General features: G+C 45.8%; 30 protein-coding genes. 27 read left to right on the forward strand and 3 right to left on the reverse strand.

The features are described 5' to 3' along the window. Nucleotides 1–81 precede the first annotated feature (81 nt). Nucleotides 82–1,560 (reverse strand): stage IV sporulation protein A, encoded by a 1,479-nt coding sequence (spoIVA, locus tag DEH07_02280; GenBank protein HBY03371.1) that lies wholly within the window; start codon nt 1,558–1,560, stop codon nt 82–84. A 487-nt stretch (nt 1,561–2,047) separates the two neighbouring features. Here spoIVA and DEH07_02285 point away from each other — a divergent pair, with 487 nt between their 5' ends. From DEH07_02285 to DEH07_02415, 27 genes are all read left to right on the forward strand, one after another. Further along, nucleotides 2,048–3,184, forward strand: a complete 1,137-nt coding sequence (locus tag DEH07_02285) for a coproporphyrinogen III oxidase (GenBank protein HBY03372.1) — start codon at nt 2,048–2,050, stop codon at nt 3,182–3,184. A 116-nt stretch (nt 3,185–3,300) separates the two neighbouring features. Next, nucleotides 3,301–4,368, forward strand: coding sequence for a heat-inducible transcription repressor HrcA (hrcA, locus tag DEH07_02290; protein HBY03373.1), 1,068 nt, complete (start codon nt 3,301–3,303; stop codon nt 4,366–4,368). Beyond that, nucleotides 4,365–5,915 carry a chaperonin gene (locus tag DEH07_02295; GenBank protein ID HBY03374.1) on the forward strand — a complete coding sequence of 517 codons (1,551 nt, stop codon included), beginning with the start codon at nt 4,365–4,367 and terminating at the stop codon, nt 5,913–5,915. Before hrcA ends, DEH07_02295 begins: the two co-directional genes overlap by 4 nt. Before the next feature lie 44 nt (nt 5,916–5,959). Next, nucleotides 5,960–6,556 (forward strand): nucleotide exchange factor GrpE, encoded by a 597-nt coding sequence (locus tag DEH07_02300; protein HBY03375.1) that lies wholly within the window; start codon nt 5,960–5,962, stop codon nt 6,554–6,556. A gap of 100 nt (nt 6,557–6,656) precedes the next feature. Beyond that, nucleotides 6,657–8,492: a molecular chaperone DnaK gene (locus tag DEH07_02305; protein ID HBY03376.1), complete on the forward strand. Its 1,836-nt coding sequence runs from the start codon at nt 6,657–6,659 to the stop codon at nt 8,490–8,492. 19 nt (nt 8,493–8,511) lie between these two features. After that, nucleotides 8,512–9,642, forward strand: coding sequence for a molecular chaperone DnaJ (gene dnaJ, locus DEH07_02310; GenBank protein HBY03377.1), 1,131 nt, complete (start codon nt 8,512–8,514; stop codon nt 9,640–9,642). 20 nt (nt 9,643–9,662) lie between these two features. After that, a complete protein-coding gene (locus tag DEH07_02315) occupies nt 9,663–10,397 on the forward strand; it encodes a 16S rRNA (uracil(1498)-N(3))-methyltransferase (GenBank protein ID HBY03378.1) in 735 nt (244 codons plus the stop codon). Then, entirely contained in the window at nt 10,393–11,703 is a 1,311-nt protein-coding gene (locus DEH07_02320; GenBank protein ID HBY03379.1) for a tRNA (N(6)-L-threonylcarbamoyladenosine(37)-C(2))-methylthiotransferase MtaB, read from the forward strand. Before DEH07_02315 ends, DEH07_02320 begins: the two co-directional genes overlap by 5 nt. Nucleotides 11,704–11,801: 98 nt before the next feature. Continuing rightward, complete coding sequence (locus tag DEH07_02325) at nt 11,802–12,143, forward strand: histidine triad nucleotide-binding protein (GenBank protein ID HBY03380.1); 342 nt, start codon at nt 11,802–11,804, stop codon at nt 12,141–12,143. Between the two features lie 87 nt (nt 12,144–12,230). Then, a complete protein-coding gene (locus DEH07_02330; protein ID HBY03381.1) occupies nt 12,231–12,407 on the forward strand; it encodes a 30S ribosomal protein S21 in 177 nt (58 codons plus the stop codon). Between the two features lie 333 nt (nt 12,408–12,740). Then, nucleotides 12,741–13,046, forward strand: coding sequence for a hypothetical protein (locus tag DEH07_02335; GenBank protein HBY03382.1), 306 nt, complete (start codon nt 12,741–12,743; stop codon nt 13,044–13,046). A 152-nt stretch (nt 13,047–13,198) separates the two neighbouring features. Continuing rightward, nucleotides 13,199–14,221 carry a tRNA (adenosine(37)-N6)-threonylcarbamoyltransferase complex transferase subunit TsaD gene (tsaD, locus tag DEH07_02340; GenBank protein HBY03383.1) on the forward strand — a complete coding sequence of 341 codons (1,023 nt, stop codon included), beginning with the start codon at nt 13,199–13,201 and terminating at the stop codon, nt 14,219–14,221. Nucleotides 14,222–14,235: 14 nt separating this feature from the next. Then, on the forward strand, nt 14,236–14,745 hold the full coding sequence (folK, locus tag DEH07_02345) for a 2-amino-4-hydroxy-6-hydroxymethyldihydropteridine diphosphokinase (protein HBY03384.1): 510 nt from the start codon (nt 14,236–14,238) through the stop codon (nt 14,743–14,745). 261 nt (nt 14,746–15,006) lie between these two features. Continuing rightward, on the forward strand, nt 15,007–15,876 hold the full coding sequence (locus DEH07_02350) for a DUF2520 domain-containing protein (GenBank protein ID HBY03385.1): 870 nt from the start codon (nt 15,007–15,009) through the stop codon (nt 15,874–15,876). A 26-nt stretch (nt 15,877–15,902) separates the two neighbouring features. Continuing rightward, complete coding sequence (gene panB / locus DEH07_02355) at nt 15,903–16,736, forward strand: 3-methyl-2-oxobutanoate hydroxymethyltransferase (protein ID HBY03386.1); 834 nt, start codon at nt 15,903–15,905, stop codon at nt 16,734–16,736. 15 nt (nt 16,737–16,751) lie between these two features. Further along, complete coding sequence (locus DEH07_02360; protein HBY03387.1) at nt 16,752–17,633, forward strand: pantoate--beta-alanine ligase; 882 nt, start codon at nt 16,752–16,754, stop codon at nt 17,631–17,633. Continuing rightward, the gene (locus DEH07_02365) at nt 17,608–17,979 is read left to right on the forward strand and encodes an aspartate 1-decarboxylase (protein HBY03388.1); all 372 of its coding nucleotides are present in this window, start codon (nt 17,608–17,610) and stop codon (nt 17,977–17,979) included. Before DEH07_02360 ends, DEH07_02365 begins: the two co-directional genes overlap by 26 nt. 85 nt (nt 17,980–18,064) lie before the next feature. Continuing rightward, nucleotides 18,065–18,982: a quinolinate synthase gene (locus DEH07_02370; protein HBY03389.1), complete on the forward strand. Its 918-nt coding sequence runs from the start codon at nt 18,065–18,067 to the stop codon at nt 18,980–18,982. Between the two features lie 16 nt (nt 18,983–18,998). Continuing rightward, nucleotides 18,999–20,591, forward strand: a complete 1,593-nt coding sequence (gene nadB, locus DEH07_02375; protein HBY03390.1) for an L-aspartate oxidase — start codon at nt 18,999–19,001, stop codon at nt 20,589–20,591. Between the two features lie 38 nt (nt 20,592–20,629). Continuing rightward, the gene (gene nadC, locus DEH07_02380) at nt 20,630–21,466 is read left to right on the forward strand and encodes a carboxylating nicotinate-nucleotide diphosphorylase (protein HBY03391.1); all 837 of its coding nucleotides are present in this window, start codon (nt 20,630–20,632) and stop codon (nt 21,464–21,466) included. Between the two features lie 66 nt (nt 21,467–21,532). Continuing rightward, a complete protein-coding gene (locus DEH07_02385; protein HBY03392.1) occupies nt 21,533–22,927 on the forward strand; it encodes an MFS transporter in 1,395 nt (464 codons plus the stop codon). Nucleotides 22,928–23,332: 405 nt separating this feature from the next. Beyond that, the gene (locus DEH07_02390; protein HBY03393.1) at nt 23,333–23,575 is read left to right on the forward strand and encodes a hypothetical protein; all 243 of its coding nucleotides are present in this window, start codon (nt 23,333–23,335) and stop codon (nt 23,573–23,575) included. A gap of 8 nt (nt 23,576–23,583) precedes the next feature. Next, nucleotides 23,584–24,477 (forward strand): IS66 family transposase, encoded by an 894-nt coding sequence (locus tag DEH07_02395; GenBank protein HBY03394.1) that lies wholly within the window; start codon nt 23,584–23,586, stop codon nt 24,475–24,477. After that, complete coding sequence (locus DEH07_02400; GenBank protein ID HBY03395.1) at nt 24,477–24,692, forward strand: hypothetical protein; 216 nt, start codon at nt 24,477–24,479, stop codon at nt 24,690–24,692. Before DEH07_02395 ends, DEH07_02400 begins: the two co-directional genes overlap by 1 nt. Nucleotides 24,693–24,854: 162 nt before the next feature. Continuing rightward, on the forward strand, nt 24,855–25,199 hold the full coding sequence (locus tag DEH07_02405) for a hypothetical protein (GenBank protein ID HBY03396.1): 345 nt from the start codon (nt 24,855–24,857) through the stop codon (nt 25,197–25,199). Beyond that, the gene (locus DEH07_02410) at nt 25,156–25,299 is read left to right on the forward strand and encodes a hypothetical protein (GenBank protein ID HBY03397.1); all 144 of its coding nucleotides are present in this window, start codon (nt 25,156–25,158) and stop codon (nt 25,297–25,299) included. Before DEH07_02405 ends, DEH07_02410 begins: the two co-directional genes overlap by 44 nt. Nucleotides 25,300–25,412: 113 nt before the next feature. Continuing rightward, nucleotides 25,413–25,889, forward strand: a complete 477-nt coding sequence (locus DEH07_02415; GenBank protein ID HBY03398.1) for a hypothetical protein — start codon at nt 25,413–25,415, stop codon at nt 25,887–25,889. A 205-nt stretch (nt 25,890–26,094) separates the two neighbouring features. On the opposite strand, the gene DEH07_02420 is transcribed toward DEH07_02415, so the two are convergent. Next, entirely contained in the window at nt 26,095–26,298 is a 204-nt protein-coding gene (locus DEH07_02420) for a hypothetical protein (protein HBY03399.1), read from the reverse strand. Further along, the gene (locus DEH07_02425) at nt 26,292–26,522 is read right to left on the reverse strand and encodes a hypothetical protein (GenBank protein ID HBY03400.1); all 231 of its coding nucleotides are present in this window, start codon (nt 26,520–26,522) and stop codon (nt 26,292–26,294) included. The genes DEH07_02420 and DEH07_02425 overlap by 7 nt, the downstream gene beginning before the upstream one ends. Nucleotides 26,523–26,546 lie beyond the last annotated feature (24 nt).

Consider the following 26,546-nt stretch of genomic DNA (forward strand, 5'->3'; position numbering starts at 1 on the left):
AAAGAATCTGGTGTTATTTTATCTCCGCCCTTTAAAATAAGCAATAATTTTTAAAAAAAAAAGCCGGTCTGTGACCGGCTTTCAGATGATTATACAGATTAATCCTCCACTTCCCTCATTGACGATTCTTTGTACGGTGTCCTGCAGTTTAACCTGGGCGTTTTCCGGCATACGCTGGAGTTTATTTTGGATGCCTTCCCTGACCAGTTCATGCACCGATTTGCCAAATATCTCCGATTCCCAGATTTTCTTGGGATTTTCTTCGAATTCGGAGAGCATATAGCGCACCAGTTCTTCACATTGCCTTTCAGTTCCAATAATCGGGGTTATTTCAGCGGTTATGTCCGCCCTAATCATATGAACCGAAGGCGCACTGGCTTTCAATTTAACTCCGAACCGGCTTCCCTGACGGATAAGCTGAGGTTCCTCCAGAGTCATATCCGATAAGCTTGGCAGCACCATGCCGTAGCCCATCTCATGAACTTCATGCAGCGCATCGGCTACTTTGTCAAACTCATGTTTGGATACCACGAGTTCCTTGAGCAGGTGCAGCAAGTCATGCTCACCCTCTACTTTAATTCCTGTTTCTTCGCTTAAAACGCGGTAAAAAAGTTCAGAGGGTGAAGTGATGGTAACGGCAGCAACGCCTGTACCCATATCCATTCTGTTTAACTTAACCTGCTCGATAAAATCATAACCGGCCAGGCGCTCTACAGCTCCATTTACATCACGCAGACGTCTTACATCCTGAATTGCCTGATGCACCGAGTCCTCAAAGCTGCGGCGCAGCCAATGCTGGGAATCAAGCTCTTCAACCCACAGAGGCAGGGAAATATTAACCTCATTGACTGGAAATTCCATTAGAATTTTTTCAAGGATGTATAAAACATCCTGCTGTGATATCTGTAAGCAATCAACAGGAATCACCGGCAGGTCATATTTGTTGCTCAGTTCTTCTGAGAGTTCCAATGTCTCCGGGGCTTCCGGCTTCACGCTGTTTAAAAGCACTAAAAAGGGACGGTTGATATCTTTAAGCTCTGTGATTACTCTTTCTTCCGCATCAACGTAGTTTGCCCGCGGGATGTCTGTAATCGTTCCGTCGGTGGTAATCACAATACCAATCGTCGAATGCTCCGAAATAACCTTTCGGGTACCAATTTCTGCGGCTTCCTGAAAGGGGATTGGCTCCTCAATCCAGGGAGTCGAAACCATGCGCGGCTCTTCTTTCTCTTCATAGCCGAGCGCTCCTTCAACACGATAGCCCACGCAGTCAACCATGCGTATCTTTACCTGAATTCCCGGCGCTATAGCGACTTCCACCGCCTCATCAGGTACGAATTTTGGTTCAGTGGTCATAATGGTCCTGCCGGCGCTGCTTTGAGGCAATTCATCTTTTGCCCTTTCCCGGTCATATTGGTCCTTTATATTAGGAATTACCAGCAATTCCATAAACCTTTTGACAAAAGTTGATTTTCCGGTGCGCACACCGCCGCATACACCTAAATAAATATCTCCGCCGGTGCGTTCCGCGATATCGCGAAAAATATCCAGTTTTTCCATAGCCTTGCCTCCCTCCTTTTTAGAATTCTATAAATCCGGTATTTAAAAGCGTACCTGAGGCATCCCCCCTATTTGCCCCTATGCAAACTTTTCTTATATATGCTTATATGCTTAAAAAATTCTAAGCATCAGACCGCGCCTAATTTGGTATTCATTGACAATAATATATATATATAAAAGTTTCAGGGAATATAACCAGCGAGGGTATGCTTATACAAAATTTCTTCAATAACATGTTCTTTGGTGAAGCGTGAAGTATGTATTCAGTTAAACGTCCATAAGCAAGTAGTAAGCAAGTAGGTAAGCAAGTAGGGACGGTTCTTACTTGCTAACTACCCTGAAAATTAATTTGCTTTAGGGAGGTCAACTGTCTACGTGCCCATGTTTTTAAAGAATATATACAAGTGATTTTTATTGATATAATATTTCTGGACGAGGACTATCCAGGCCAGAATTATAGACGTTAATCAAATGGGAAGTGTCTTCAATGGCTTTAGGTATGTATATTCATGTTCCTTTTTGTCTTGCTAAGTGTTCATATTGTGACTTTGTGTCCTGCCGTTGGGAACAGGATAAAGTCAGCGCTTATCTGAAAGCTTTAGCGAAAGAAGCCGGGATGCGCAGCAAAGAGTTATCAGGTGGTAATAAGCAGGTGGAAAGCCTTTATATTGGAGGAGGCACTCCGACCTGTTTGAAAGGGGAAGAAATCCTGTTTGTTATTGAAAAGTGCTCATTTCATTTTGATCTTCTTCCCGGCGCCGAGATCACCCTGGAGGCGAATCCCGGAACAATCAGCATGGAAAAACTTGAATTCTTTTACAGAAACGGTGTCAACCGTTTAAGTATTGGCGCCCAGGCATGCCAGGAACAGTTGTTAATGCTTTTAGGCAGAAAACATTCATTCGAAGATGTGCAGGATGCGGTCCGCTCGGCAAGGAAAGCTGGTTTTAAAAATATCAGCATAGATTTAATATTTGGCATTCCGGGCCAGACAACTGACGATTGGAATGAAAGTCTGCAGCGCGTGATTGAACTTTCACCGGAGCATATTTCCGCCTATGGTCTGCATCTGGCTGCTGGTACCCCCCTTAATGAAAGGATTAATAAAGGGAAACTGGAAGTCTTGGAAGAGGAAATTTGGCTGGCAATGTATGAAGAGGCAATAGAAGTTCTCACTGCCGCAGGTTTCGAACATTATGAAATATCAAATTTTGCCCTGCCTGGCAGGCAGTGCCGCCATAACCTGCTGTACTGGCATAATCTGCCTTACCTTGGCCTGGGGCCGGCTGCTTATTCTTATCTTAATAACCGCAGGTTTGGCAATGAAAAAAGTCTGGAAAAATATATTCAAAAGATAAATGAAGGAAAGCTGGCCGAAGCCGAGAGTGAAGCGCTTCCGCAGAGTATAAGAATGGCTGAAACGGTTATCTTAGGTTTGCGCCTTTTAAAGGGGATTGATTTAAACGAATTTGCTTTGAGGTTCGGGAAAAGACTGGAGGAAGTTTACCCAAAGCAAATTGACAAGCTAATCAGATTTAAACTTATTGAACATGAAGGAGAAAAGATCCGTCTGACCAGAAGGGGATTGGCGGTTTCCAATCAGGTGTTTGTAGAATTTGTTTAACAAGGACAATTGTCGGCAAGGAGTTGGTTACCCTTGACATTCTCCATGTGAAATGGTATTTTTAAAATGATTAGCACTCAATATGCGGGAGTGCTAACAAGAGGAGTGTATTCCCCATGGGCTTTGAACTTGATAACCGCAAGAAGCGTATTCTACAGGCCGTAATTAGAGATTACATAAACACAGCGGAGCCTGTAGGCTCAAGGACAATCGCGCGCAAGTACGGACTGAGTGTGAGTCCCGCAACAATTCGCAATGAAATGGCTGATTTGGAGGAAATGGGTTTTCTTGAACAGCCGCATACTTCTGCAGGACGGATACCGTCCGAGCGGGGCTACCGTTATTACGTGGACTGCCTTATGCAAAGGGAAGAGCTTTCTTTTGACGAGGAGTGCTTAATCCAAAGGGAATACCGCTCTAAAATTGATGATGTTGGTCAGGTAGTTCATGTGACTGGTCAATTACTGTCGCAATTGACCAGCTATACGGCTGTTGTTCAGAAACCGAAAATAGGTTTCAGCTCTTTTAAAAATATACAGCTTGTTGGAATGGATAAAGAACGGGCAATGCTGGTTGCCGTCATGGATAATGGAATTGTTCAGCACAGGATGATCGATGTTCCCGGCAGTATTACAGACAACGATCTGGCGGCAATTTCCGCTGTGCTGAATGCAAAACTTTCCGGTTTTACAATGGAAAGCATTAAAAATACCCTGATTAAGGAAATATACATTGAACTTGCCCATTACAGACGGACGCTTGATTTGGTTCTGGATGTGTTAAGATACAGCCTGACTTCAGAAAATGAGGATAAAATATATTTGGGCGGCTTATTTAATATTCTAAACCAGCCGGAGTTTCAAAATGTAGAAAAATTAAAAACGCTTTTAGGCCTGTTGGAGCAGGAGGAACTGCTTTCCAACCTGATGTCCGCCAATCCTTCCTCCTCCGGCGTTACCGTCCGTATCGGCGGCGAGATAAGCTACCAGGGAATGCAGGACTGCAGTATGGTAATGGCGATCTATGGTGTAAAAGGCCAGCCGATTGGATCACTTGGTGTGCTGGGGCCTACCAGGATGGATTATTCCAAAGTAATCAGTGTGGTAGAGTATATGACTAAAAAACTTTCCTTTGCCCTGGAAAACCTTTTTAAAGACATTGCCGACAAGGAGGTCAGGTTTTGAACCTAAAACAACAGGCAAGCGGCGCAGCGGAAGTGGAAGAGCGGATGGCGGCTTTGGTAAACAATTCTAATGCTATCCGTTCTATCTCTTCGGCAGTGGAAGGGACATTAGGTCCAAAAGGCCTGGACACTATGCTGGTGGATAAATATGGGGATATAATAATCACCAACGACGGCGTAACCATCTTGACTCAGATGGAGGCTAATCATCCTGCAGCCAGGATGTTGATAAATATTGCCCGGGCACAACAGGAGGAAGTTGGAGACGGGACGACTACAGCGACAATTATGGCGGGGGCAATGGTCGGCGCCGGGGTCGAGCAGGTTGCGCGGGGAGTTCCCGTTAACAAAATTATTGAAGGTATGCGTTTGGGCTTGGGAAAAGGACTCGAATTAATGGCGGAAAAAGCCCGTCCCGTGGAGAGCCTTGAAGACCCCTTAATTTACCAGATTGCGCTGGTCGCAGGAAGGGGCCAACAGGATATTGCCGGTCTTGTTGTAAGCGCTGCCAAGTTAATCGGCAAGGGAAAACTGCTGGAGAAGAACTTCAGGTTTTCCGATGCAGTCAGAGCGGATGAAAGAGCCGATAATGCCGTCTTCATGGGAGTGATTATTAACAGGGGAAGAATGAACCGCCAAATGCCGATGAAGATCGAAAAGGCAAAGGTCTTAATCATAGATGACGCGTTAGAGCCGGAAGAAGTGGATGAAATAGCACGGTCCACTGAATCGGGTGTTAAACAAAATGAGATTTTTAAAACACAGTTCCGGGAAAATATTTATAAGATAGTAGATATACATGTAGGACTGGTCTTGGCTGACCGGGGAATAAGTGAAATTGCTGAAGAAATATTCACCGATAACGGGATAATTGCCGTTGAAAGGGTTGCCGGCAGTGAATTGAGAAAGGCAGCCGATCATACGGGAGCATGGATGATCAAGCGTTCGGGCTTAAACAAAAATATTGATCTGCTGAGCCGCTGCCTTGGCAGCGCAGGCAGCATTTACAATGATGAAAAGAACGAACAGGTCCGGATTTGTGATGGGGAAGGAAATTCCAGCGCCACAGTTGTAGTAAGCGCCGCGACAAGGGAAGTTGTGGGGGAGCGTGAACGTATTGCCAGAGACGCTGCAGCGGCAGTGCAGTCAGCAGTCAGGGGGGGAGTGGTTCCCGGGGGAGGCGCTCTGGAAATATTCCTGGCCAGGGAAATTGATAAAATGCGCAGCTGCTTTCGGGGCATGACGGCTTACGGAATAGAATGCATAGTAGATGCCTTAAAGCGTCCTCTGGCTCAGATTGTATCCAACGCGGGTTTTAACCCCCTGGAAAAGGTCGGCGATGTTCTTTCCCTTCAGGAAGAAACCGGCAATGATGCCCTGGCTGTAGATTGTGATACCGGCCAGGTATGTGATATGTATCAGTCCGGTGTTGTCGATCCCGTTTTGGTTAAAACTTATGCTTTTAAGGCTGCGGAAGAAGTTGCCGAAGCAATTCTCAGGATAGATACAATTATTAAGAAAAAGGAAGACAGGCCTGATTTCACATAAAACAGGCAGGTTTTAATAAAAGAGCATAACATACAACTGCGAAAATATTTAGCGAGGTGAAACTTGTGGAAGAAACAGGAAAGAGGCCGGATATAAATGATTCGGGGAATACTTCCGGGCAGGATAATCTTACCCTGGAGCAAAAAGGAGAAGAAACAACTGTTCTTGAGGAAAGTGAAGTTGAGGCGCTTAGAAAAAAACTTGCTGAACAGACATCCCGCGCTGAAGATTATTTTCAGCGTTTGGTAAGACTGCAGGCTGACTTTGAAAATTTTCGCCGCCGGACATCTAGAGAGAAAGAAGATTTTTACAAATATGCTGCTGAACAGCTTGTAGAATTATTATTGCCTATTTTAGACAATTTTGAACTTGCTTTGGCGTGCGGACGGGAAACACCCGATAAACTTTTCGAAGGTGTGGAAATAATCTACCGGCAAATCGTTGATACTCTTGCTGCTCAAGGATTATCGCCCATACCGTCAGTAGGTGAGATTTTCAATCCCTCAAGGCATGAAGCCGTGCTGCAGGAGCAAACCAGCGATCACCCTGATAATGTTATTTTAGAGGAACTTCGGAAGGGTTATTCATTTAAAGATAAACTGCTAAGGCCTTCGATGGTCAAAGTAGCCCGCTCAAAATGATATAGACTGTTTTATTATATTATAGTCAAGATTACTCAAAAGATTAAGGTTTAACATTAGGTTTTGTATTTCAAATGATCAGGAAGGTGAAACATTCATTATGGCAAAGGTAATTGGTATTGACCTCGGTACTACCAACTCATGCGTAGCGGTTATGGAAGGCGGCGAGGCGGTCGTTATTCCCAATGCGGAGGGCGGCCGCACCACTCCTTCGGTAGTCGGATTTTCTAAAACAGGTGAGCGTCTGGTTGGACAGGTGGCCAAACGTCAGGCTGTCAGCAATCACGAGCGCACTATAAGTTCTATCAAACGCCAAATGGGTTATGATTACAAGGTAACAATTGATGAAAAGGATTATACTCCGCAGGAAATATCAGCGATGATTCTCCAGAAGATGAAGACTGACGCAGGCGCGTACCTGGGAGATAAGGTTGAAAAGGCTGTCATTACCGTACCTGCTTATTTTACTGACGCTCAGCGCCAGGCTACCAAAGATGCCGGAAGGATAGCCGGGCTGGAAGTTTTAAGGATAATTAATGAGCCGACGGCTGCAGCTCTTGCTTACGGTCTTGACAGGGGGGAGGATCACACCGTTCTGGTCTTCGATCTGGGGGGAGGCACCTTTGATGTTTCCATACTGGATTTAGGTGAAGGTGTTTTTGAAGTTAGAGCGACCAACGGGAATAATCGCCTGGGAGGGGACGATTTTGACCAGCGGATTATGGATTGGCTGGTCGCCGAATTCAAAAAGGAAAACGGTATTGATCTCAGCAAAGACAAAATGGCTTTGCAAAGGCTAAAAGAAGCCGCTGAAAAAGCAAAAGTAGAACTCAGTACTCTTACTTCAACGAGTATCAGTCTGCCGTTTATCACTGCGGACGCAAGCGGACCGAGACATCTTGAAATAAATTTAACCAGGGCCAGATTTGAAGAAATGACGGCGGATTTAATTGAAAAGACAATGGGACCGACTCGGCAGGCGCTCAGTGACGCAGGATTAAAACCGAGTGATATACATAGAATCTTATTGGTGGGCGGAGCGACCCGGATGCCTGCGGTCCAGGAAAATATACGCAGATTTCTGGGCAAAGAGCCCCATAAAGGAATAAACCCCGATGAATGTGTTGCCATAGGAGCAGCTATTCAAGCCGGTGTGCTGGCGGGTGAAGTAAAAGATGTCCTGCTATTGGACGTAACGCCGTTATCTCTTGGAATTGAGACCCTGGGAGGAGTGTTTACAAGGCTCATTGAGCGGAATACGACCATCCCGACTTCCAAAAGCCAGAATTTTTCAACTGCGGCTGACGGACAAACGACTGTAGAAATACATATTTTACAGGGAGAAAGACAAATGGCCATGGACAATAAGACACTTGGCCGTTTCCAGTTAACAGGGATTCCGCCTGCTCCGCGGGGAATCCCCCAAATAGAAGTCAAATTTGATATTGATGTTAACGGCATAGTCCACGTTTCGGCAAAGGATATAGGTACCGGAAAGGCGCAGAGTATAACTGTCACAGGCGGAACATCCCTTAATAAGGATGAGATTGAGAAAATGGTCAAGGACAGCGAACAATATGCCGAAGTAGACAGAAAACGGAAAGAGGAGGCAGAACTGCACAACCAGGCCGACAGTCTGATCTACCAGGCTGAAAAGACGATTAAAGATCTAGGTGACAAAGCTGACAAATCCCTGGTCGGACAGGTTGAAAAATCGGCGGCGGATTTAAAGGATGCTCTGGCAAGCGGCGATTTGGAGATAATCAAGAAGCGGATTGAGGAATTGACCAAACCTTTATATGATCTTTCCGCCGCAATGTATCAGCAGCAGAGTGCGCAGCAGGCTGAAGGGGCTCAAGGAAATCAGCCCGGGGATGAAAAGGTTGTTGATGCCGATTACGAGGTTAAAGATGAGGAAAACAATCTTAAAGAATAAGGAATAGTGGTCACAAACCATGTCAAAACGTGATTATTACGAGGTTTTGGGATTATCCCGGAACGCATCTACGGAAGAGATAAAAAAAGCTTATCGCAAGCTTGCGCGTCAGTACCATCCGGATGCGAACCCCAGCGATAAGAGTTCGGAAGCGAAATTTAAAGAAGTAGCGGAAGCATATGAAGTCCTCAGCGACGCTCAAAAGAGATCGAATTACGACCGGTTCGGTCATGACGCTGAAAATGCCCGCGGGTTTGATTTTGGAGGCGGTTTTGGCGGGTACGGCGCGGACATGGGCGGCCTGGGAGATATTTTTGAAATGTTTTTCGGCGGATCGGGAAAAACGCGTACCGGTCCGCAAAGAGGAGCAGATCTTCGTACCGATATAGATATTACTTTTGAGGATTCCGCTTTTGGCCTTGAAAAAGATATAAAAGTTCCCCGCATTGAAATCTGCGACAGCTGCAAGGGTTCCGGAGCGGCGCCAGGTACAAGCGCAAAAAGTTGTCCAACCTGCGGGGGAAGCGGGCAAACCCAGACATCACAAAATACGCCCTTTGGCAGGATAGTTCAATCACATACCTGCAGTCGCTGCCGGGGCACCGGCCGTTTTATAGAAAAGCCTTGTTCAACCTGTCAAGGAGCGGGGAGGGTAAGGCGTTCCCGGAATATCCATGTTAAAATTCCCGCAGGTGTAGATACTGGGACGCGTCTGCGCATAAACGGGGAAGGTGAGGCGGGCTTGCGCTCAGGTCCCCCCGGCGATCTCTATGTCTACATTAATGTTCTGCCGCATGATTTATTTAAGAGGGAAGGGAATAATATAAACTGCGAAATGCCTATTTCTTTTATTCAGGCTGCTCTGGGAGATGAGTTAGATGTTCCGACCCTGTACGGAACAATGAAGTTTAAAATTCCTGAAGGAACTCAGCCGGGCACAGAGTTCCGCCTTCGCGGCAAAGGCATTCCTGATTTAAACGGCTTCGGAAAAGGTGACCAGTATCTCAAGGTTAAGGTAGTTATTCCAACCAGGCTTAATGAGCGTCAAAAAGAGCTGTTAAACGAGTTTGCACAGGTTTCCGGCGAAAGCGTTTCTGAAAACCAAAATAAAGGATTTTTTGACAAGTTTAAGGATGCTTTTATGGGGTAGCGAAAGTATCCCGTTTTTTCATATCTGCTGAACAATTGATTTGCGGCAGGGTAAATATAACCGGCAGCGATGTAAACTATATTACAAATGTGCTGCGTTTAAAAAAGGGCAGTTTTATTTCGGTTTATGACGGACGGGGAAGGGCTTGTCTGGCAAGGATAGATAAGATTAATAAAGATAAGATTGGGTGTACTGTTGTAGAAGAGTTTGCCGCTGCTCCGGAGCCTTTGATAAAGATCACCCTGGTTCAGGGATTGCCAAAAGGCGATAAAATGGAAACCATTATTCAAAAATGTACTGAGTTGGGTGTTTCCGAGGTTATTCCGTTAAGTTGTGAACGTTCAATTGTAAAAATCGTTCAAGAAAATGCGGCTGGCAAGGTCAGCCGATGGCAGAGAGTGGCTTTGGAAGCGTCCAGGCAGTGCCGTCGCTCTGTTGTGCCCAAGGTAAGTGAACCGATGGGATGGAGAGAGATATTAAACAGCATGCCGGAAGATGCCTTGGGTTTGTTGTTTTGGGAAAAAGAAGACAAATGCTCTTTAAAAGATTGTCTTAGAGCGTCAAATCCGGAAAGCATTTATCTTTTTATTGGGCCTGAAGGCGGTTTTACCGCTGACGAAGTAGAAATGACAAAGGAATTTGGCGTTATATCTGTGTCTCTTGGACCAAGGATTATGCGCACGGAGACAACCGGACCTGCTGTAATGGCAGTTATTCAATATGAACTTGGGGACCTGGGAGGCGCCTGTGATTAATAGGACGTTTGCTGTTGCGACCTTGGGCTGCAAAGTAAACCAATACGAATCGTCAGTTATGACTGGTATGTTTAAAAACAGGGGTTACCAGGCGGTTGAATTCGGCCAACAGGCAGATATTTATCTAATCAATACATGTACTGTTACTCATTTAAGCGACCGTAAGTCGCGTCAGTTAATCAGACGTGCGGTAAAGACCAATCCAAACGCTCTTGTAATAGTTACCGGCTGCTATGCCCAAACTTCTCCCCATGAAATTATGGATATCGAAGGTGTGAATCTGGTTGTAGGCACTGCTGACAGGGATAAGATTATAGATTTAGCAGAAAAGGCGCAAGAAGGAAGTACAGTTGTATTAAATTGCGTCAGGGAATTTGATCAGAATATTAATTTTGAAGAATTGCCGGCTCAGGTTGTTACCAGCCGCAAAAGGGCTTTTCTAAAAATAGAGGAAGGCTGCAGCAACTACTGTTCGTACTGTATTGTCCCTTTTGCCAGGGGGCCGCAAAGGAGCCGTTCTTTCAAGGACTCCCTCAATCAGGCAATAAACCTTGTCGAGGCGGGGTTTAAAGAAATAGTCCTGACAGGTATACATCTTGGATCATATGGCAGGGATCTTGGAGACGAAGTAAACCTTAATTCTTTAATCAATACAATTATAAAAATTCCAGGCCTGGCCAGGTTAAGAATAAGTTCCCTTGAACCAATGGATATTACGCCTGATCTAATTAATACGATTGCTGCTCAAAAGGGCATCTGCCGCCATCTGCATATCCCGCTTCAGAGTGGCGATGATCAAGTTCTGGAAAAAATGCGCCGTAATTATAATATAAATGATTACAGGCGGGTAATTAAGCAGATCAGGGACAGAATTCCTGAAATTGCCCTGACAACGGATGTAATGGCAGGTTTTCCCGGCGAGACTGATCAGCAGTTTTACAGCACATGTGATGTAATTAAGGACATATCTTTCTCAAGACTTCATGTATTCAAATACTCCCGGCGAAAAGGCACACCGGCTGCTGAATTTGATAATCAAATACATCCCGCAGTTAAGGAAGAAAGAAGCAAAATACTGCTTGCAATCAGCAATAAGATGTCAAGGGACTATGCCTGTCTTCACCTGGGGACTATACAAGAAGTGCTGGTTGAGGGCGTATATAGTAAACAATCCGGTTATGACGAGGGACTTACCGATAATTACCTGCGAGTATTGTTTCCTTCTGTTTTTAATAAAAGAGGAGAGATTGTTAACGTAAAGATAGAAAGCTTGCAAGGGGAAAATCTAAGAGGTACAATTATTTAATTACAAGCAGGATTTATCGTAGATGTGTTGAATAGAAAAGAAGGAAGGATATTACTTCTTAGTATATGCGCGCTGTGTGGAGGAAGGGGGGATTCGTAATAGAAGATTGCGTTTTCTGTAAAATTATCAATAAAGAAATTCCTGCCGAAATTGTTTATGAAGATGATTTTGCGATTGCTTTTAAGGATACAAATCCAGTAGCAAGGATACATTATTTGATTATGCCCAAAAAGCATATTCCGACTGTTCTGGATATACAGGATGAAGAAGAAAAACTCATTGGTCATATACAAACTGTGGCAGCGAAAATAGCCAGGTCAGTTTTAGAAGGCAAGGGCTTCAAGATGGTTGTTAATTGTCTTGAAGATGCCGGACAAAAGGTTTTTCACATCCATTATCATTTTCTTGCCGGTCCATATTTAAAACGGCGCCCTGGTTAATTTAGTAATGTAATGAGTATTAAATTTTGGAAAGAAAGGTAAGGTATATGTGATATTTACGAGTTATGGCGGGGGGAGGGGAAAGGTATGGCAGAGGTACGAGTTGGCAAAAACGAAACGCTGGATAGCGCCCTCCGTCGTTTTAAAAGGACATGCCAGAAGGCAGGGGTATTGGCTGAGGCCAGGAGGCATGAACACTACGAGAAGCCCAGTGTACGGCGAAAGAAGAAATCACTTGCTGCGAGAAGGCGCAAATTTCATTAAATAATAAAAATACCTGGTCGAAAAAGACCAGGTATTTTTATTAGCGTGTTAAACTAAAACAACTTAAACTATGACATATTTCTATCAGAATAGAGCATTCCATATATTTAACGACGAAATTTATTTGATTAGATTATTTATTATCTTCTTCTTGATTTATAATCACTACTGCTAAAGCTATCTATGTTTGGATGAGTTTCTTATCTAAAATGAATCCGTTTTGTAACTGGTAAGTTTGTTAAAGAACACTATGCTATCCGAAAGAGAAATTTAGGATTTGACATACTCTTTAAACATAGGATATAATCTTGAAAAAAAAGGAGAGTATGAATCATGGCTTTTGAAATTTACAAACCACGCGGCGAGAAAGCTGAAAAAGCACCAATGGTATCTTTCTCAAAAAGTTCAATTGTTTTAAATAAAATTGCGAGGGAGAAACTAGGAGCCCAATACGTTGAGTTAGCTTATGATCATGATTCAAAAACAGTCCGTATTCGTGCTGTAGAAGAGGACGGTATACAAATTAAAAAAACCAAGGTATTCGGCAAAGGTTTTTTTAAATTCTTCGGTATTAATTTAAAGGGGAAGTACGAGTCAATTTATAATGAAAAAGAAAAAAGTTTATTCGTAAAGATCTGACAGGGATATATTTTAAGGGGAAAAGACAAATATTACTTCAATGTAAGTTATTACCATTGATCCAAATTGAACTTTTTAATATTATGTAAATTTGATTATTATACTTTTCATCAATTAATGAAATTGGTGAACAATTCGAGGTTTGATAATTATTGAGTGTCCAAATTCTCAGTATTGAGACATCCTGTGACGATACTTGCGCCTCTTTAGTTGTAGACGGAACAAAGATATTGTCGAATGTTGTTTTTTCACAGGAAAAAGTGCATAAAATATTTGGAGGTGTTGTTCCGGAAGTAGCTTCCCGCAAACATCTGGAATTAATTAATGAAGTTGTACAGAAAGCGCTTGACGAAGCTGGCATTGACTTTAATTCTATTGACGCTGTAGGCGTTACTTATGGTCCCGGCCTTGCCGGCGCTTTACTGGTTGGGATTGCGGCGGCTAAAGCATTAGCTTTTGCCCTTAATCTGCCTTTGTTAGCCGTTAATCATATAGAAGGCCATCTGTATGCAAATTGTCTTGGCAGGGATGATTTTTCTTTTCCGGTAATCGGTTTAGTTGTAAGCGGTGGTCACACCGATCTTATCTTAATTAAAAGTCATGGCTGTTATAAGTTAATCGGAAGAACCCGGGATGACGCAGCTGGTGAAGTTTTTGACAAGGTGGCCCGTAAGCTTGGTCTGGGTTATCCCGGCGGGCCGATAATAGATCGCCTTTCTTTCGATGGAAACGAGGATGCGGTTAAATTTCCGAGAGCCCGCCTGGAAGAGGGAACGTTTGATTTTAGCTTTAGTGGGCTTAAAACGGCGGTAGCAAACTTTTATCTGAAAGCGAATCAACGCGGAGAAGAGATTAACCTTGCTGATTTAACAGCTTCATTCCAAAAAGCTGTAGTTGATGCGCTTGTTGAGAAGACTATTCAAAGCGCACAGATGTACGGGGCAAAAACCATTCTTATGGCAGGCGGGGTTGCTTCAAACAGAAGGCTTCGTCTTTTTATAAAACAGAAGGCCGGCGAGAAGGGATTGGCAGTATATTATCCGGATCCGGTATTGTGTACAGATAACGCTGCGATGGTCGGCTGCTGCGCCTATTATAAGTACCTGCGCTCGGATTTTGCTCCTTACAGTTTAAATGCGGTTCCTGATTTAAAACTGGGGGAAAATAAATACTAAAGGAAAGCATAATTTTGTCAAAGAACGATGGTTCCCTCGCAGGACGTGTTCGTGCCTTTATAAGCCTTGGTTCAAATTTGGGTGATAAAAGGGCAAACCTCGAAAGAGCAGTTGAGTTGCTGAGTAAAGTGGAAGGACTGGATATTAAAGCAGTTTCCTCCTTTTACAGGACTTTGCCTGTGGGCCCTGTTCAACAGGACTGGTTTATTAATAACGTTCTCGAACTAATGGTTGAATTGACGCCAAGGGAATTATTGAACGTACTTTTGATTATTGAAAAAAAAATGGGCAGAGAACGCGATATACGTTGGGGTCCAAGGTTAATCGATCTCGATATACTGCTTTATGGTGATACTAGTATAAATGAGCCCGATCTTGTTATTCCACACCCGCGCATGTTCGAAAGAGCTTTTATGATCATACCGCTGGCCGAACTGGATCCGGAATTGTGTTTGCCTGGCCTGAAGAATGTTTCAATTCTTGCAGCGGAGCTTGCTTTTCAGGATGTGCAAAAAATATCATAAGGCCGACAAGATATACTTGTTTTTGCATAGATGATCAATTACAATAAATTTAGGGTAAACTAAGGATGGTATTCCTGCTGGAAACTGTACCTGTTTAGAGCAGCCTAAAAAAGACAACCAAATCCGCTTGGAGCCTGGATGGACCGAGACGGGACGGTGAGAACCCTTGCGACTGTCTGTCCGGAGGGTTTTTTTAATTTAAAGCCGCAAAAAAGTGAAGCGCTTAGCGTGAAAAAAAATGAAGTCTTAAATGATCAGAATATAAAAAAACCCTCGCTTGTTATAGTAGGCGCAGGTAAGGTAGGCAGCGCGTTGTCCATTCTGCTGCATAAAAAAGGCTATCCCGTTGCCGGAGTAGCAAGTAAGAGTATATCCTCTGCCCGCAGGGTTGCTGATGAAGTCGGCTGCCTTGCCACGGACAAGCCGGAGGAAGTTACTTTGCTTGGCGAAATTGTTTTTATTACCACACCGGACCGGGAGATTGCCAGGGTCGCAGAAAATATTGCGTCAAGAAAGGGTTTTTATCCCGGACAAATTGTCGCACATGCCAGCGGGGCGCATACCGCTTCTGAATTGCGCGGCGTTCCGGAAACAGGTTCAAGAATCGTTTCAATTCACCCCCTGCAGTCATTTGCCGATCTCCGGGGGGCAATCGAAAACCTTCCAGGTTCGTACTTTGCCCTGGAAGGTGACGAATCGGCAATGATCGTGGCAAGGCAGATAGTCGACGACCTGGATGGGAAATGTTTCACCATCCGTGCTGAAGATAAACCTTTATATCATGCTGCGGCATGTATAGCTTCCAACTACCTTGTTTCTTTGATGTACTACGCGACCGGCCTGTATCGCAATTTCGGCCTTTCGCGCGAAGAGGCTTTTGAAGCTTTATTACCGCTTGTACAGGGCACAATAAACAATGTTAGAAGGATTGGTCCGGTTCAAGCCCTTACCGGTCCAATTGCCAGAGGGGACGGGACTACTATTTTAGATCACATTCCAGTGCTCAAACAATTTGGCAAAGAAGAAAGCGATCTATATAATGCGCTGGGTTTATACACGGTTTCAATTGCCCTTGAAAAGGGAAGCATAAATAGGGATCAGGCTGTGCAGCTTAATAAAATTTTTTCTTAAACGGTTTTATAAGGAGGCAGAGTCTAATGGCTGATGGACATGTAACGACAAGTTTCTTCCGGGAAGCTAAAAAAGACGGCCGCATGATTACCATGTTGACGGCCTATGATTACCAGATGGCATCGCTAATTGAAGAAGCTGGTATTGACGCGATTCTTGTAGGTGATACTTTGGGTAATGTTGTACTGGGCTATAGTACAACCATACCGGTTACAATGGACGACATGATTCACCACATCAAAGCGGTTACACGCGGCGTTTCAAGAGCGATGGTTGTCGGGGACATGCCTTTTATGTCCTACCACCTGTCAATTGAAGAAAGTTTAAAAAACGCCGGACGAATTTTGCAGGAAGGCGGAGCTCAGGCGGTTAAGCTTGAAGGCGGGCGGGAAGTAACCGATGTTGTACATAGAATGGTAGCCGCGGGTATTCCGGTAATGGGCCATATAGGTTTGACTCCCCAGTCTGTCAACCAAATCGGGGGTTACAAGTTACAGGGGAAGGAAGAAGCTGCAGCCAGAAAACTTCTTAATGACGCAAGAGCGCTTGAAGAAGCGGGCGTTTTTGCCATCGTCTTGGAGATGGTGCCTTTGCAACTGGCCAGGATAATTACCGGGCAGCTCGAGGTCCCCACAATAGGTATTGGAGCAGGTCCCCACTGCAGCGGACAAATTCTCGTTACAAATGATATGTTGGGTATATATGGCGGTAAAAAACTAAAATTTGTCAAGCAATATGCAAATTTAAACCAGGATATAATCAAAGCTTTGCAGTCTTATTGCGAGGAAGTCCGGGGCGGTTCTTTCCCGGCGTCCGAACACTGCTTCAATATGCCGGAAGACGTACTTACAAGATTATAAGAAAAGGAAAAGAGTATGTTAATTCATCAGACAGTTGAAGAGATCAGACAAACAGTAAAAAGCGCCCGCAGCCGGGGACTGACGATAGGTTTTGTCCCTACGATGGGTTATTTTCACGAAGGACATCTTGTGCTGATGCGAGAGGCTAAAAAGTTTTGTGATTTTGTGATTGTTAGTATTTTTGTTAATCCAATGCAATTTGGTCCCCGGGAGGATTTTGCCCGGTACCCGCGGGATTTGGAGCGCGATTTGGACCTTGCTGAAAAAGCTCATGTTGATGCAGTGTTTTCTCCAACAGCGGAAGAAATGTATCCTGCCGGTTTTTCTACGGCAGTTGAAGTAGAGGGGATAACAGAAAGCCTGTGCGGCCTTTCCCGCCCGGGTCATTTTAAGGGTGTTACCACGGTAGTCGCCAAACTTTTTAATATTGTCTCCCCGGATAAAGCTTTTTTTGGGCAAAAAGATGCCCAGCAGTCTCTTGTGATTAAGAGAATGGTGAGGGATCTGCAAATGCCCTTGGAGGTTGTAGTTGTTCCAACAGTCCGTGAAGATGACGGACTTGCCATGAGTTCAAGAAACGTTTTTCTTAATTCCGCAGAAAGAAAAGCATCATTATGCTTAAAGGAAAGTTTGGAAACAGCAGGACGGATAGTTGCAGGCGGAGAGCTTGACATATCGAAAATTTTAAATGCGGTTCGAAAAAATATAACTGATGAACCGCTGGCCGAGATCGATTATGTCGAAATCCTCTCTCTTCCGGACTTAAAACCGGTTGCCAATCTTTCAGGCCCCGTTTTACTGGCGATGGCAGTGCGTTTTGGCAAAACCAGGTTGATTGATAATACAGTTTTGTGTCCAGGGGGTGTAAGCTATGTTTTTAACGATGTTAAAATCTAAGATCCATCGGGCTACAGTTACACAGGCCAATTTGAACTACAAGGGCAGCATTACTATCGATCAGAACCTGCTGGAAGCTGCCAAAATTTTGCCCCATGAAAAAGTTCAGGTAGTAAATAATAATAACGGGGCACGTTTTGAGACTTATGTGATTCGAGGAGAACGGGGATCGGGAATAATCTGTTTAAACGGCGCCGCCGCCCGTTTGGCCCAGCCGGGAGATAACATAATAGTGATTTCTTATGCTATGATGACCCGGGAAGAGGCTATGGATCACCAGCCGGTTATAGTTCTCGCGGATGAATCCAATGAGATTGAAGAGATTGTGCTGGGCGAAGTAAACTAATAGACCGGCGATCTTAAAAGTTTAAAAGGGGTATAATATATATCCCCGGTAATTTTGCTTTGCAGCAGAACCAAGGTGACAATATTTGGCCCAGGAAAAAATAGAACTTCTTAAAGAGATTGAAGAACTTAGAAAAAAACAGCGGGCTGTAATCTTAAGCCACTTTTATCAACGTCCTGAAATTCAGGAGATAGCCGATTTTGTCGGAGATTCACTTGAGCTTTCCCGCCAGGCGGCAAAAACCGATGCGGAAGTAATTGTCTTTTGCGGCGTGCATTTTATGGCTGAAAGCGCTTCTATCCTGTCCCCGGATAAGGTGGTCCTTCTTCCCGAAGAGGAAGCGGGATGTCCGATGGCGGATATGATTACTTCAATAGATCTGGAGCGGTGGAAAGAAAAATTTCCGAAGGCAGCAGTAGTTTGCTATGTCAATACATCAGCAGAAGTTAAGGCTCAGAGTGATATTGCCTGCACCAGCGCCAATGCTGTTCAGGTTGTTAATTCAATTCCTCCCGATCAGGAGATACTCTTTGTTCCTGATAAAAACCTGGGGCAATATATTTCTTCCCAGACGGGACGTGAATTGAAAATCTGGGATGGTTTCTGCAATACTCATGACAGGCTGACACGCGAAGACGTTTTGGACGCAAAAGCTGAACACCCTGAAGCTCTAATCGTTGTGCACCCTGAGTGCAGGCCTGAGGTAATCAGCCTGGCGGACAAGGTTGCCAGCACTTCCGGAATGCTTCGTTTTATTCGCGAAAGCGGCGCCAGGCAGTTTATTATAGGTACGGAAACGGGCCTTTTGCATCAGTGCGCCAAACAGTGTCCGGATAAAGAGTGCTTTCCGGCCTTAAAAAAGATGGTTTGCCCGAATATGAAGGCTACCACGCTGGAAAAAGTTCGAAATTCACTGGTTAGCCTTGAACCAAAAATCGAAGTTGAACCTGAAGTAAGAAAATTAGCCCTTAAATCCCTGGAGAGAATGCTGGCAATCGTTTAGGAGGTACTTCTTTTTTGTGGACAGGAATTATCTGGTTAACTTTGACACCCGGCAACTGCCACAGGAGGAATGGGAGTACGTAATCATCGGCAGCGGCATCGCCGGGCTTTACAGCGCATATATAGCTAGCAGGTACGGGGGAAAGGCCGTCGTTCTTACCAAACACACAGTTCTGGACAGCAACACCGACAAGGCGCAGGGAGGAATTGCGGCAGCCCTTGACATTGCAGATTCTCCGGATCTTCATCTGGAGGACACTCTGGTAGCCGGCGCAGGTTTATGTGATTATGAAGCGGTGAACATTTTAGTCAATGAAGGACCCCAGAGAGTTGTGGAACTGATCAATTTAGGAGCGCGTTTTGATCAGGACAACGGCAGGCTGCTTTTAGGTAAGGAAGGCGCACATAGCCGCAGACGGATCTTGCATGCGGCCGGCGACGCTACCGGGGCAGAAATACAAAGAGTTCTTACCAGGCAGGCCCTGGACAATCCTTTAATTGATGTCCGGGAAAGCCATTTTGTAGTCGATTTGCTGATTAAGGAAAATATTTGTTACGGTGTTCTGGCCTATGATCGCCAATCAGAGCAGTTAAAAGTATTCTGGAGCAAAACGGTTATTCTGGCCAGTGGCGGTGTCGGACAGTTATATAAACACAATACCAACCCGGAGGTTGCTACAGGCGACGGTATCGCTATTGCTTACAGGGCTGGGGTGGAAGTGATGGATATGGAATTCATCCAATTTCATCCCACCGTGTTGAACTTGCCTGAAGCGCCCCGTTTTTTAATTTCTGAGGCAGCGAGGGGCGAAGGCGCATATCTTCTAAACCGCCATGGAGACCGTTTTATGACGCGTTACCACCAAATGGCGGAACTGGCCCCGCGGGATATTGTCGTACGGGCTATCCTGCAGGAAATGAAGGAAACCGAATCAAGTGAGGTTTACCTTGATTTATCACGGTTGGGGGATGAAAAGATAGACCGCCGTTTTCCAAACATAAGCGGCACCTGCAGTTCTTACGGACTGGATATTAAGAAGGATCCCATACCGGTTACACCCGCTGCGCATTACATGATGGGCGGTGTAAAAACCAATTTATACGGAGAAACGAGCATTAGCGGTTTATATGCCTGCGGCGAGGTAGCCTGCCAGGGAGTACATGGCGCCAACCGCCTGGCGAGCAATTCGCTTCTGGACGGAATTGTTTATGGGCAAAGAATTATTGAACGCAAGCTGAGTATTCCCGATTCGCATAAACATGTACCCATTGCCCAAAGATTTTTTTATAATGATGTAGAAGTCTATCAAAAAAACAATTTTGAGAGTTTAAGGCGCTCTATTCAATCAGCCATGGAGATGTTCGTCGGGCCTGTCCGTACCGGCGAAGGGCTTCTCAAAGCTCTCGATTTTTTTGAAAACATGGAAGACCTGGGGAAAAACCCGTCGGTAAAATGGGATGAAATGGAGGTCTGCAATATGCTTCAGGTTGCTCAGTTAATAACTGAGGCGGCCCTTATGCGCACGGAAAGCAGAGGAGGGCATTTCAGGCAGGACTTTCCTTATTCCTTGAAGAGATGGTGCAAACACGTCATTCTTAAACGGGGTTAGGAAAGGGAATATTGTCACTTGAGAAGGAGTATTGCGGGATGTCTTTTGATTCGATAGCCTTAAGGAAAATAATTGAAAGAGCGTTGGAAGAGGACATCGGTAACGGAGATATTACTACAGACAGTATAGTTGGGATTGATGAAGAGGTCTGCGCGCTAATTCATGCGGGTGAGCCGGGAGTTATTGCCGGATTGCCTGTAGCCGGCGCAGTTTTTAATATGCTTGATCCGGATATTGATTTTTCCCACCACTTTTCTGACGGGCAGCGGGTGGAGCAGGGGCAGTTACTGGCAAGTGTTCGAGGAAACGGACGGTGTATCTTGAAAGGCGAGCGGGTTGCCCTGAATCTAATGCAGCGGCTTTCAGGAATTGCCACACAGACATCAAGGCTGGTAAGCCTTATTGCTCAATACAAGGCTAGAATAATTGATACAAGAAAAACTACTCCCGGGCTGAGGATTTTAGAAAAATATGCTGTTCGCACAGGGGGTGGTTTTAACCACCGTTTTGGTTTATATGATGCAGTTTTAATTAAAGATAACCACTTGAAAGCCGCCGGCAGTATCAGTCGCGCTGTAGAACTTGTCAAAGCGTCAGCTCCCTTTGCTATGAAAATAGAAGTTGAAGTTGAAGATCTCGCCGGGGTTGCTGAAGCCCTTTCAGCAGGAGTGGATATAATTATGCTTGATAATATGTCTGTTTCCGAAATGAGTCAGGCGGTTGAACTTGCAGCCGGAAAAGTATTGCTGGAAGCTTCCGGAGGCATTACTGAACAAACTGTTGTATCTGTTGCACAGACAGGTGTCGACCTGATTTCTGTCGGTTACCTTACGCATTCCGCACGCGCCCTGGACATCGGTCTTGAATTAATCTGAACCGTTCAAGGGCTTTTCACAGAAAAAATCAGGAAGGTATTTACAGGAAGGTATTTAATAGTAGTAATGGCTGATCCGGCAGGGCAAGAAAACAGGTGGCTCATACTGGCTGCTGTCCTGGCGGGGACTGTGATGGGGCCGCTGGATGCCAGTATAGTTTATATTGCGCTTCCCGTGATAGGGGAAGTTTTTCATGCTCTTCCTTCCTCTGTCGGATGGGTTTCGATGTCATACTTGCTTATAATGGGTAGTTTTCTCCTTCCTTTTGGCAGACTGGGGGATATTTTCGGATTTAAACGAATCTATCTGGCCGGTTTGTTTATTTTTATAGCTGCCTCAGCCTTATGCGGTCTGGCGCCCAACCTGATTGCTTTAATTGTTTTGCGTGCTTTTCAGGCTGTAGGCGCCGGTTTGAGCATGTCTTTGGCGCCGTCAATAATCACCGCCGTTTTCCCCCAAAAAGAGCGCGGCCGCGCGTTGGGAATTAGCGCAATGGTAGTCGCTCTCGGACTGGCCGCCGGGCCGGTATTGGGCGGTTTATTAGTTGATTCAGTTGGCTGGCGGACAATATTTTTTGTTAATGTTCCTATAGGGATAATAGCCTTTCTTTGGAGCTATAAATTAATTCCCAAAAACGGAGAAAAAGTAAAGGCGTACTTTGACTGGAAGGGATCTGTTCTGGCTTTTGGCGCTCTTTCAGCCATATTGTTTTTTGCCAGTGAGGGAGAGTCTTATCATTGGTCGGCATTAATTCTTATTATAGGCGCGGCGGCTGTTGTACTTTTTTTGCTGTTTATCCGGCTTGAGTCAAGCATACCCGAGCCGATGCTTGATTTGAGCTTATTTAAAAGCAGGGTTTTTTCCGCAGGGAACGGAGCAGCCCTGCTTAATTTTATGACCCAGTATATTATTGTCTTCCTTTGTCCTTTTTTTTTGCAAAGAGTATTGGGTTATTCCGCTTCCCGTGCAGGGCTGACCATGGCGGCCTTTCCTTTAACAGTCCTGTTTATCGCGCCTATTTCAGGCGCCCTTTCAGATAGGCTCGGACAACGCTGGCTCTTCTTTTTCGGCTCCCTGTTATGTACTTTATCCGCCGGATCCATGTTTACACTCAGCCAGAACTCCACGCCTTTCGACATATCCCTGCGGCTGGCTGTCTTCGGGCTTGGAACAGGCTTGTTCCAGTCGCCAAACACAAGCGCCGTGATGGGTTCCGTGCCCAAGAACCGGCTTGGTATAGCAGGCGGCGTTCTTTCAACTACCCGCAATATTGGTATGGTCTTCGGGATTGCCCTCGGCGGAGCTGTTTTAAATGCACGGCAGGCTTTCTATCAGGAGAGCGCCTTTGATCTGGCATTTCTGTATGGCATAAAGGACGCTTTCTTTGCGGCGCTGCTTGTTTCGGCTCTGGCCACGGTAATAAGTGTTTTCTGCACTCAAAAGAGCCGGCAAGAGACTTAAACTTTATATGCCTAAAAAAGTTCCTCTCTTAACCTCTAATTCACTCGTTCTTAGAATGAAGGCTCGTAAATATTCACTAAACCCGCTCATACCCGCCCGCTTCTTCCTCTTTGGCTATAGCTCATCTTGATAAAAAATTTAGTTGGGGGTCTGAACACGGGTCTTTTTTTATTGTAAAATTAGGGCATGAGCATTTTAACGTTAGCCAACCCACAAGAAAATCTGCCCTGCACTGCCTTTTGTTCTTATCCTGACTGCCAGATTGTCAGGCAGAAGAATAGCATGATAGATCGTCTCACTGCTGAAAATGAGCGTCTGAGAGCCCTGCTCAATAAACGCAATGGCGCCATCTTTGGCCGCTCCTCCGAAAAGCAATCGGCGCCTCAAGCTCAAGAACAAGCAGGTGTGTACAATAGCGACGGTGGGCATGCGCCGGATCAGGCCCGGAAGCGGGGCGCCAGGTTTGGTCATCAGGGTCACGGACGCAAAATCCCCCACCTTCCCGAAGTCACAGTGGTTCACGAGATCCCGGATGAGGAGATGTACTGCCCGCTCTGCGGGAAACCCCGGCGTCTTACCGGCATCGAGGAAATCTCCTGCGAGATCGATTACGAGGTAAGACCGGTACTTAAAAAACATGTGCGTTAAGCAAGGCCATCAGCACCTGCGCCTGCTCCGCCTATAGGTCTGTCACCGCGCCTAAACCGCCCCAGGTCATCCCCAAGGGAAAGTTCTCTAACTCCTTTCTGGCACGGATCCTGGTCATGAAATTCTTTTTCCAGATCCCGTTGCACCGGCTGGCCACGATCATGCTGATGCAAGGACTCCTTGTTGGCGAGGGCGCCCTGACCGGTATGCTAAAGAAGCTGGAGACGCTTCTTGCTCCCCTCTATCTCCTGCTGGCGGAAGTGAACCGCAACGAGGGCGCCTGGCACGTCGACGAGACCGGCTGGATGCACTTTGTCCAGGCGCCCGACAAGCAGTGCTGGCACTGGTGGCTTTGGGTCTTCGTCTCTCCTTTAACCGTGGTGTTCGTGCTCGATCCGCCCCGCTCCAGCAATGTCCCCCGGAAGCACTTCGGAGAAAACGCCAGGGGCATCATGAACTGCGACCGCTTTTCCGCCTACGGCAAACTGGTGGCCTTGATCGAGGGACTGACCAGGACGCTCTGTTGGGCTCACTTCCGCCGGGATTTCGTCGAGGCCGGCAAATCCCTAACCGCCTTAAAGCCCTGGGCGGCCAGGATCGCCGAGATCTATCGCCTTAACAATGAACGGCTGGCTGTACTGGATCAGCCCGAACTTTTCAAGGCTGCCCAAGACGCCCTGGAAAGCGCCCTTTTCGCGATGCTGCAATCGATCCGCCTAGAGCTTACCAATCCCGGCCTGCACTGGCAAAAGGAGAAAGTGCTTTTAAGCGCTCTAAAACACTGGGACGGCCTGACCGTCTTTGTGGACAATCCCTTAGTGCCGATGGACAACAATATTGCGGAGCGAGCCTTAAGACCGGGCGCATTAGGACGCAAGAACCACTACGGCGCCCACTTATGATGTGGAGCGGCAAACTGCTGGCCTCCTCCATGTCTATTCTGCAGACGGCGGAAAAACATAACCTAAACGCCCTGGCCTATCTCCGGTATTACCTCGACGCCTGCGCCAAATCTGGCGGTCCCCCGCCGGATTTGGAGAATTTCCTGCCCTGGAACATCCCGGACGGGATCATCAAAGAGTACGGCATGGCCAAAGGGAGGGACCGTCCTGGCTGACTTCCCGCTCACCATTTGCGGCCGGTCACTGAACCTTGGCGACATTGAGCTGATCCGACAGATTATCGCCTCTGATCCCACGGCCACCCGGGAGCGAATCTCCAGCGAGGTCTGTCGGGCCTGGTCCTGGTTTAAGCCGGACGGCGGCCTTAAAGACATGAGCTGCCGGGTGCTGCTCGCTTCCAGCTGTACCGCCTGGGCCTGATCACCTTGCCCAAGCCCAGAAACGGAAATGCCAACGGGCGCAAATATTCCCGCCGGACGGAGCAGGGGGAACCCAAGGAGAAGATCGCCGGGCCGCTTGCGGCGTGGGCGCCCCTGGAGCTAAAGCGCGTTGTCGCCAAAAAAGATTCCTGCTTCCGGAACGAACTCATCGACCGCTATCACTACCTCGGCTACGCTCCTTTGCCGGGCGCCCAAATCCGGTACATGGTTATCTCTTCCGCCGGATACCTGGCCGCCATTGGCTTTTCCGCTGCCGCCTGGTGTGTGGCGCAAAAGAGATGACTTTATCGGCTGGAGCGCAAAGCGCCGAATGCAAAACCTGCACCTGGTGGTTAACAATTCCCGCTTTTTGATCCTGCCCTGGGTCAATTTTTTGTTATAGTAATTCTTGGGCACCAATTTACCCAGATAAGGAGATGCTTAAGTGACGGAACTGACTTAAGGATCAGGTGACCCTGTTTTATGACCTATTCTTTAAACTGATCGATTACACGAATGACAAATACCAGGTGGTTCCCGGACTTCCTCAAGCGTCGGGCGCCGCGGAGGTCAATCCCGCCGCTATTATGCTGGTACGGGATAAACTTTCGGGAAAGCAATGAGGTCATCAATCGCGTCCTCTCCGAAAACCCGTTTTGTTTCACCGAGCGGGAACTGGCCCTGGTAGCGAGTTGGCGAAGAAGGATTTTTGGCGATTTTCTGATCTACAAACACTTAAAAAAATACACTGTTTTCATCGGCCAAGGCGGCCTCTACGGCGTAGTCGGACTCGCCAGCCCCATCGCGGATATATTTCCCTCGTTTGCTTTGCCTCGATATGCAAAAACGGCCCTGCTTCCCTTTGAAGGTAAAATCACCTATGACAGCTTGTTGTTCACCTACAATATTACCTTTGGCAGCGGCGCCAAAAGAGGATTTAACGAGGAATACCGGGAACTTAAAAATAAAACCGGGGTTATCATGACCTTATAAAGAGCTAGTTTACTGAATAGTTACAGTTTTATTAATTAAATAAAAGATTTATTTTTTGCTTTCTTCCTTTACATCATTAGGAATAATCTCGAAATCGCAGCACCTCTTTTTAACTTTTTTCTCTTTGCCTATCTCGATTATTTCCATGTCACAACATCCCGATTTTGGTTTCTTTAAAAAGTCAAACAAACCTTTCTTTTTTTCTTTACTCATTTTTAAAACCCCCTACGGCATTATATGCCTTATTATGATTTGGATTTCGCAATATATTTTTTATATTCGCAAGCAAGGCTCTTTTATACTCCAGTTCAACGCATTCCGGAATATAATTTCTATGTGCGAGTATACTACTAACAAATGAATTCTGTTTTACCAAAACAGAAGAGGTTATTATCAGGTGTCTCAACATGCTGGTTTCTGTTCATATTCCATGGCCTTTTTCCCTGCAGATGGATCAGCTATATAGTTTCTATATGCCAAATATAGAGCCCACTTGTATTCCCTTTCCGCACTTTCAGGGATAAAGTTTGTTCTCCCGACTATTTCCAATAGTTTCTCAGCAGCTTGATCGCCCTTTAAGCCAAGTTTCATTACCTCAAGAAAAGCCTGCTCTACTCCAGCCAATCCTATCATGTCTCTGCCAACGTCTATCTTATA

The sequence above is a fragment of the Desulfotomaculum sp. genome (genome assembly GCA_003513005.1).
Lineage (GTDB): Bacteria > Bacillota > Desulfotomaculia > Desulfotomaculales > Nap2-2B > 46-80.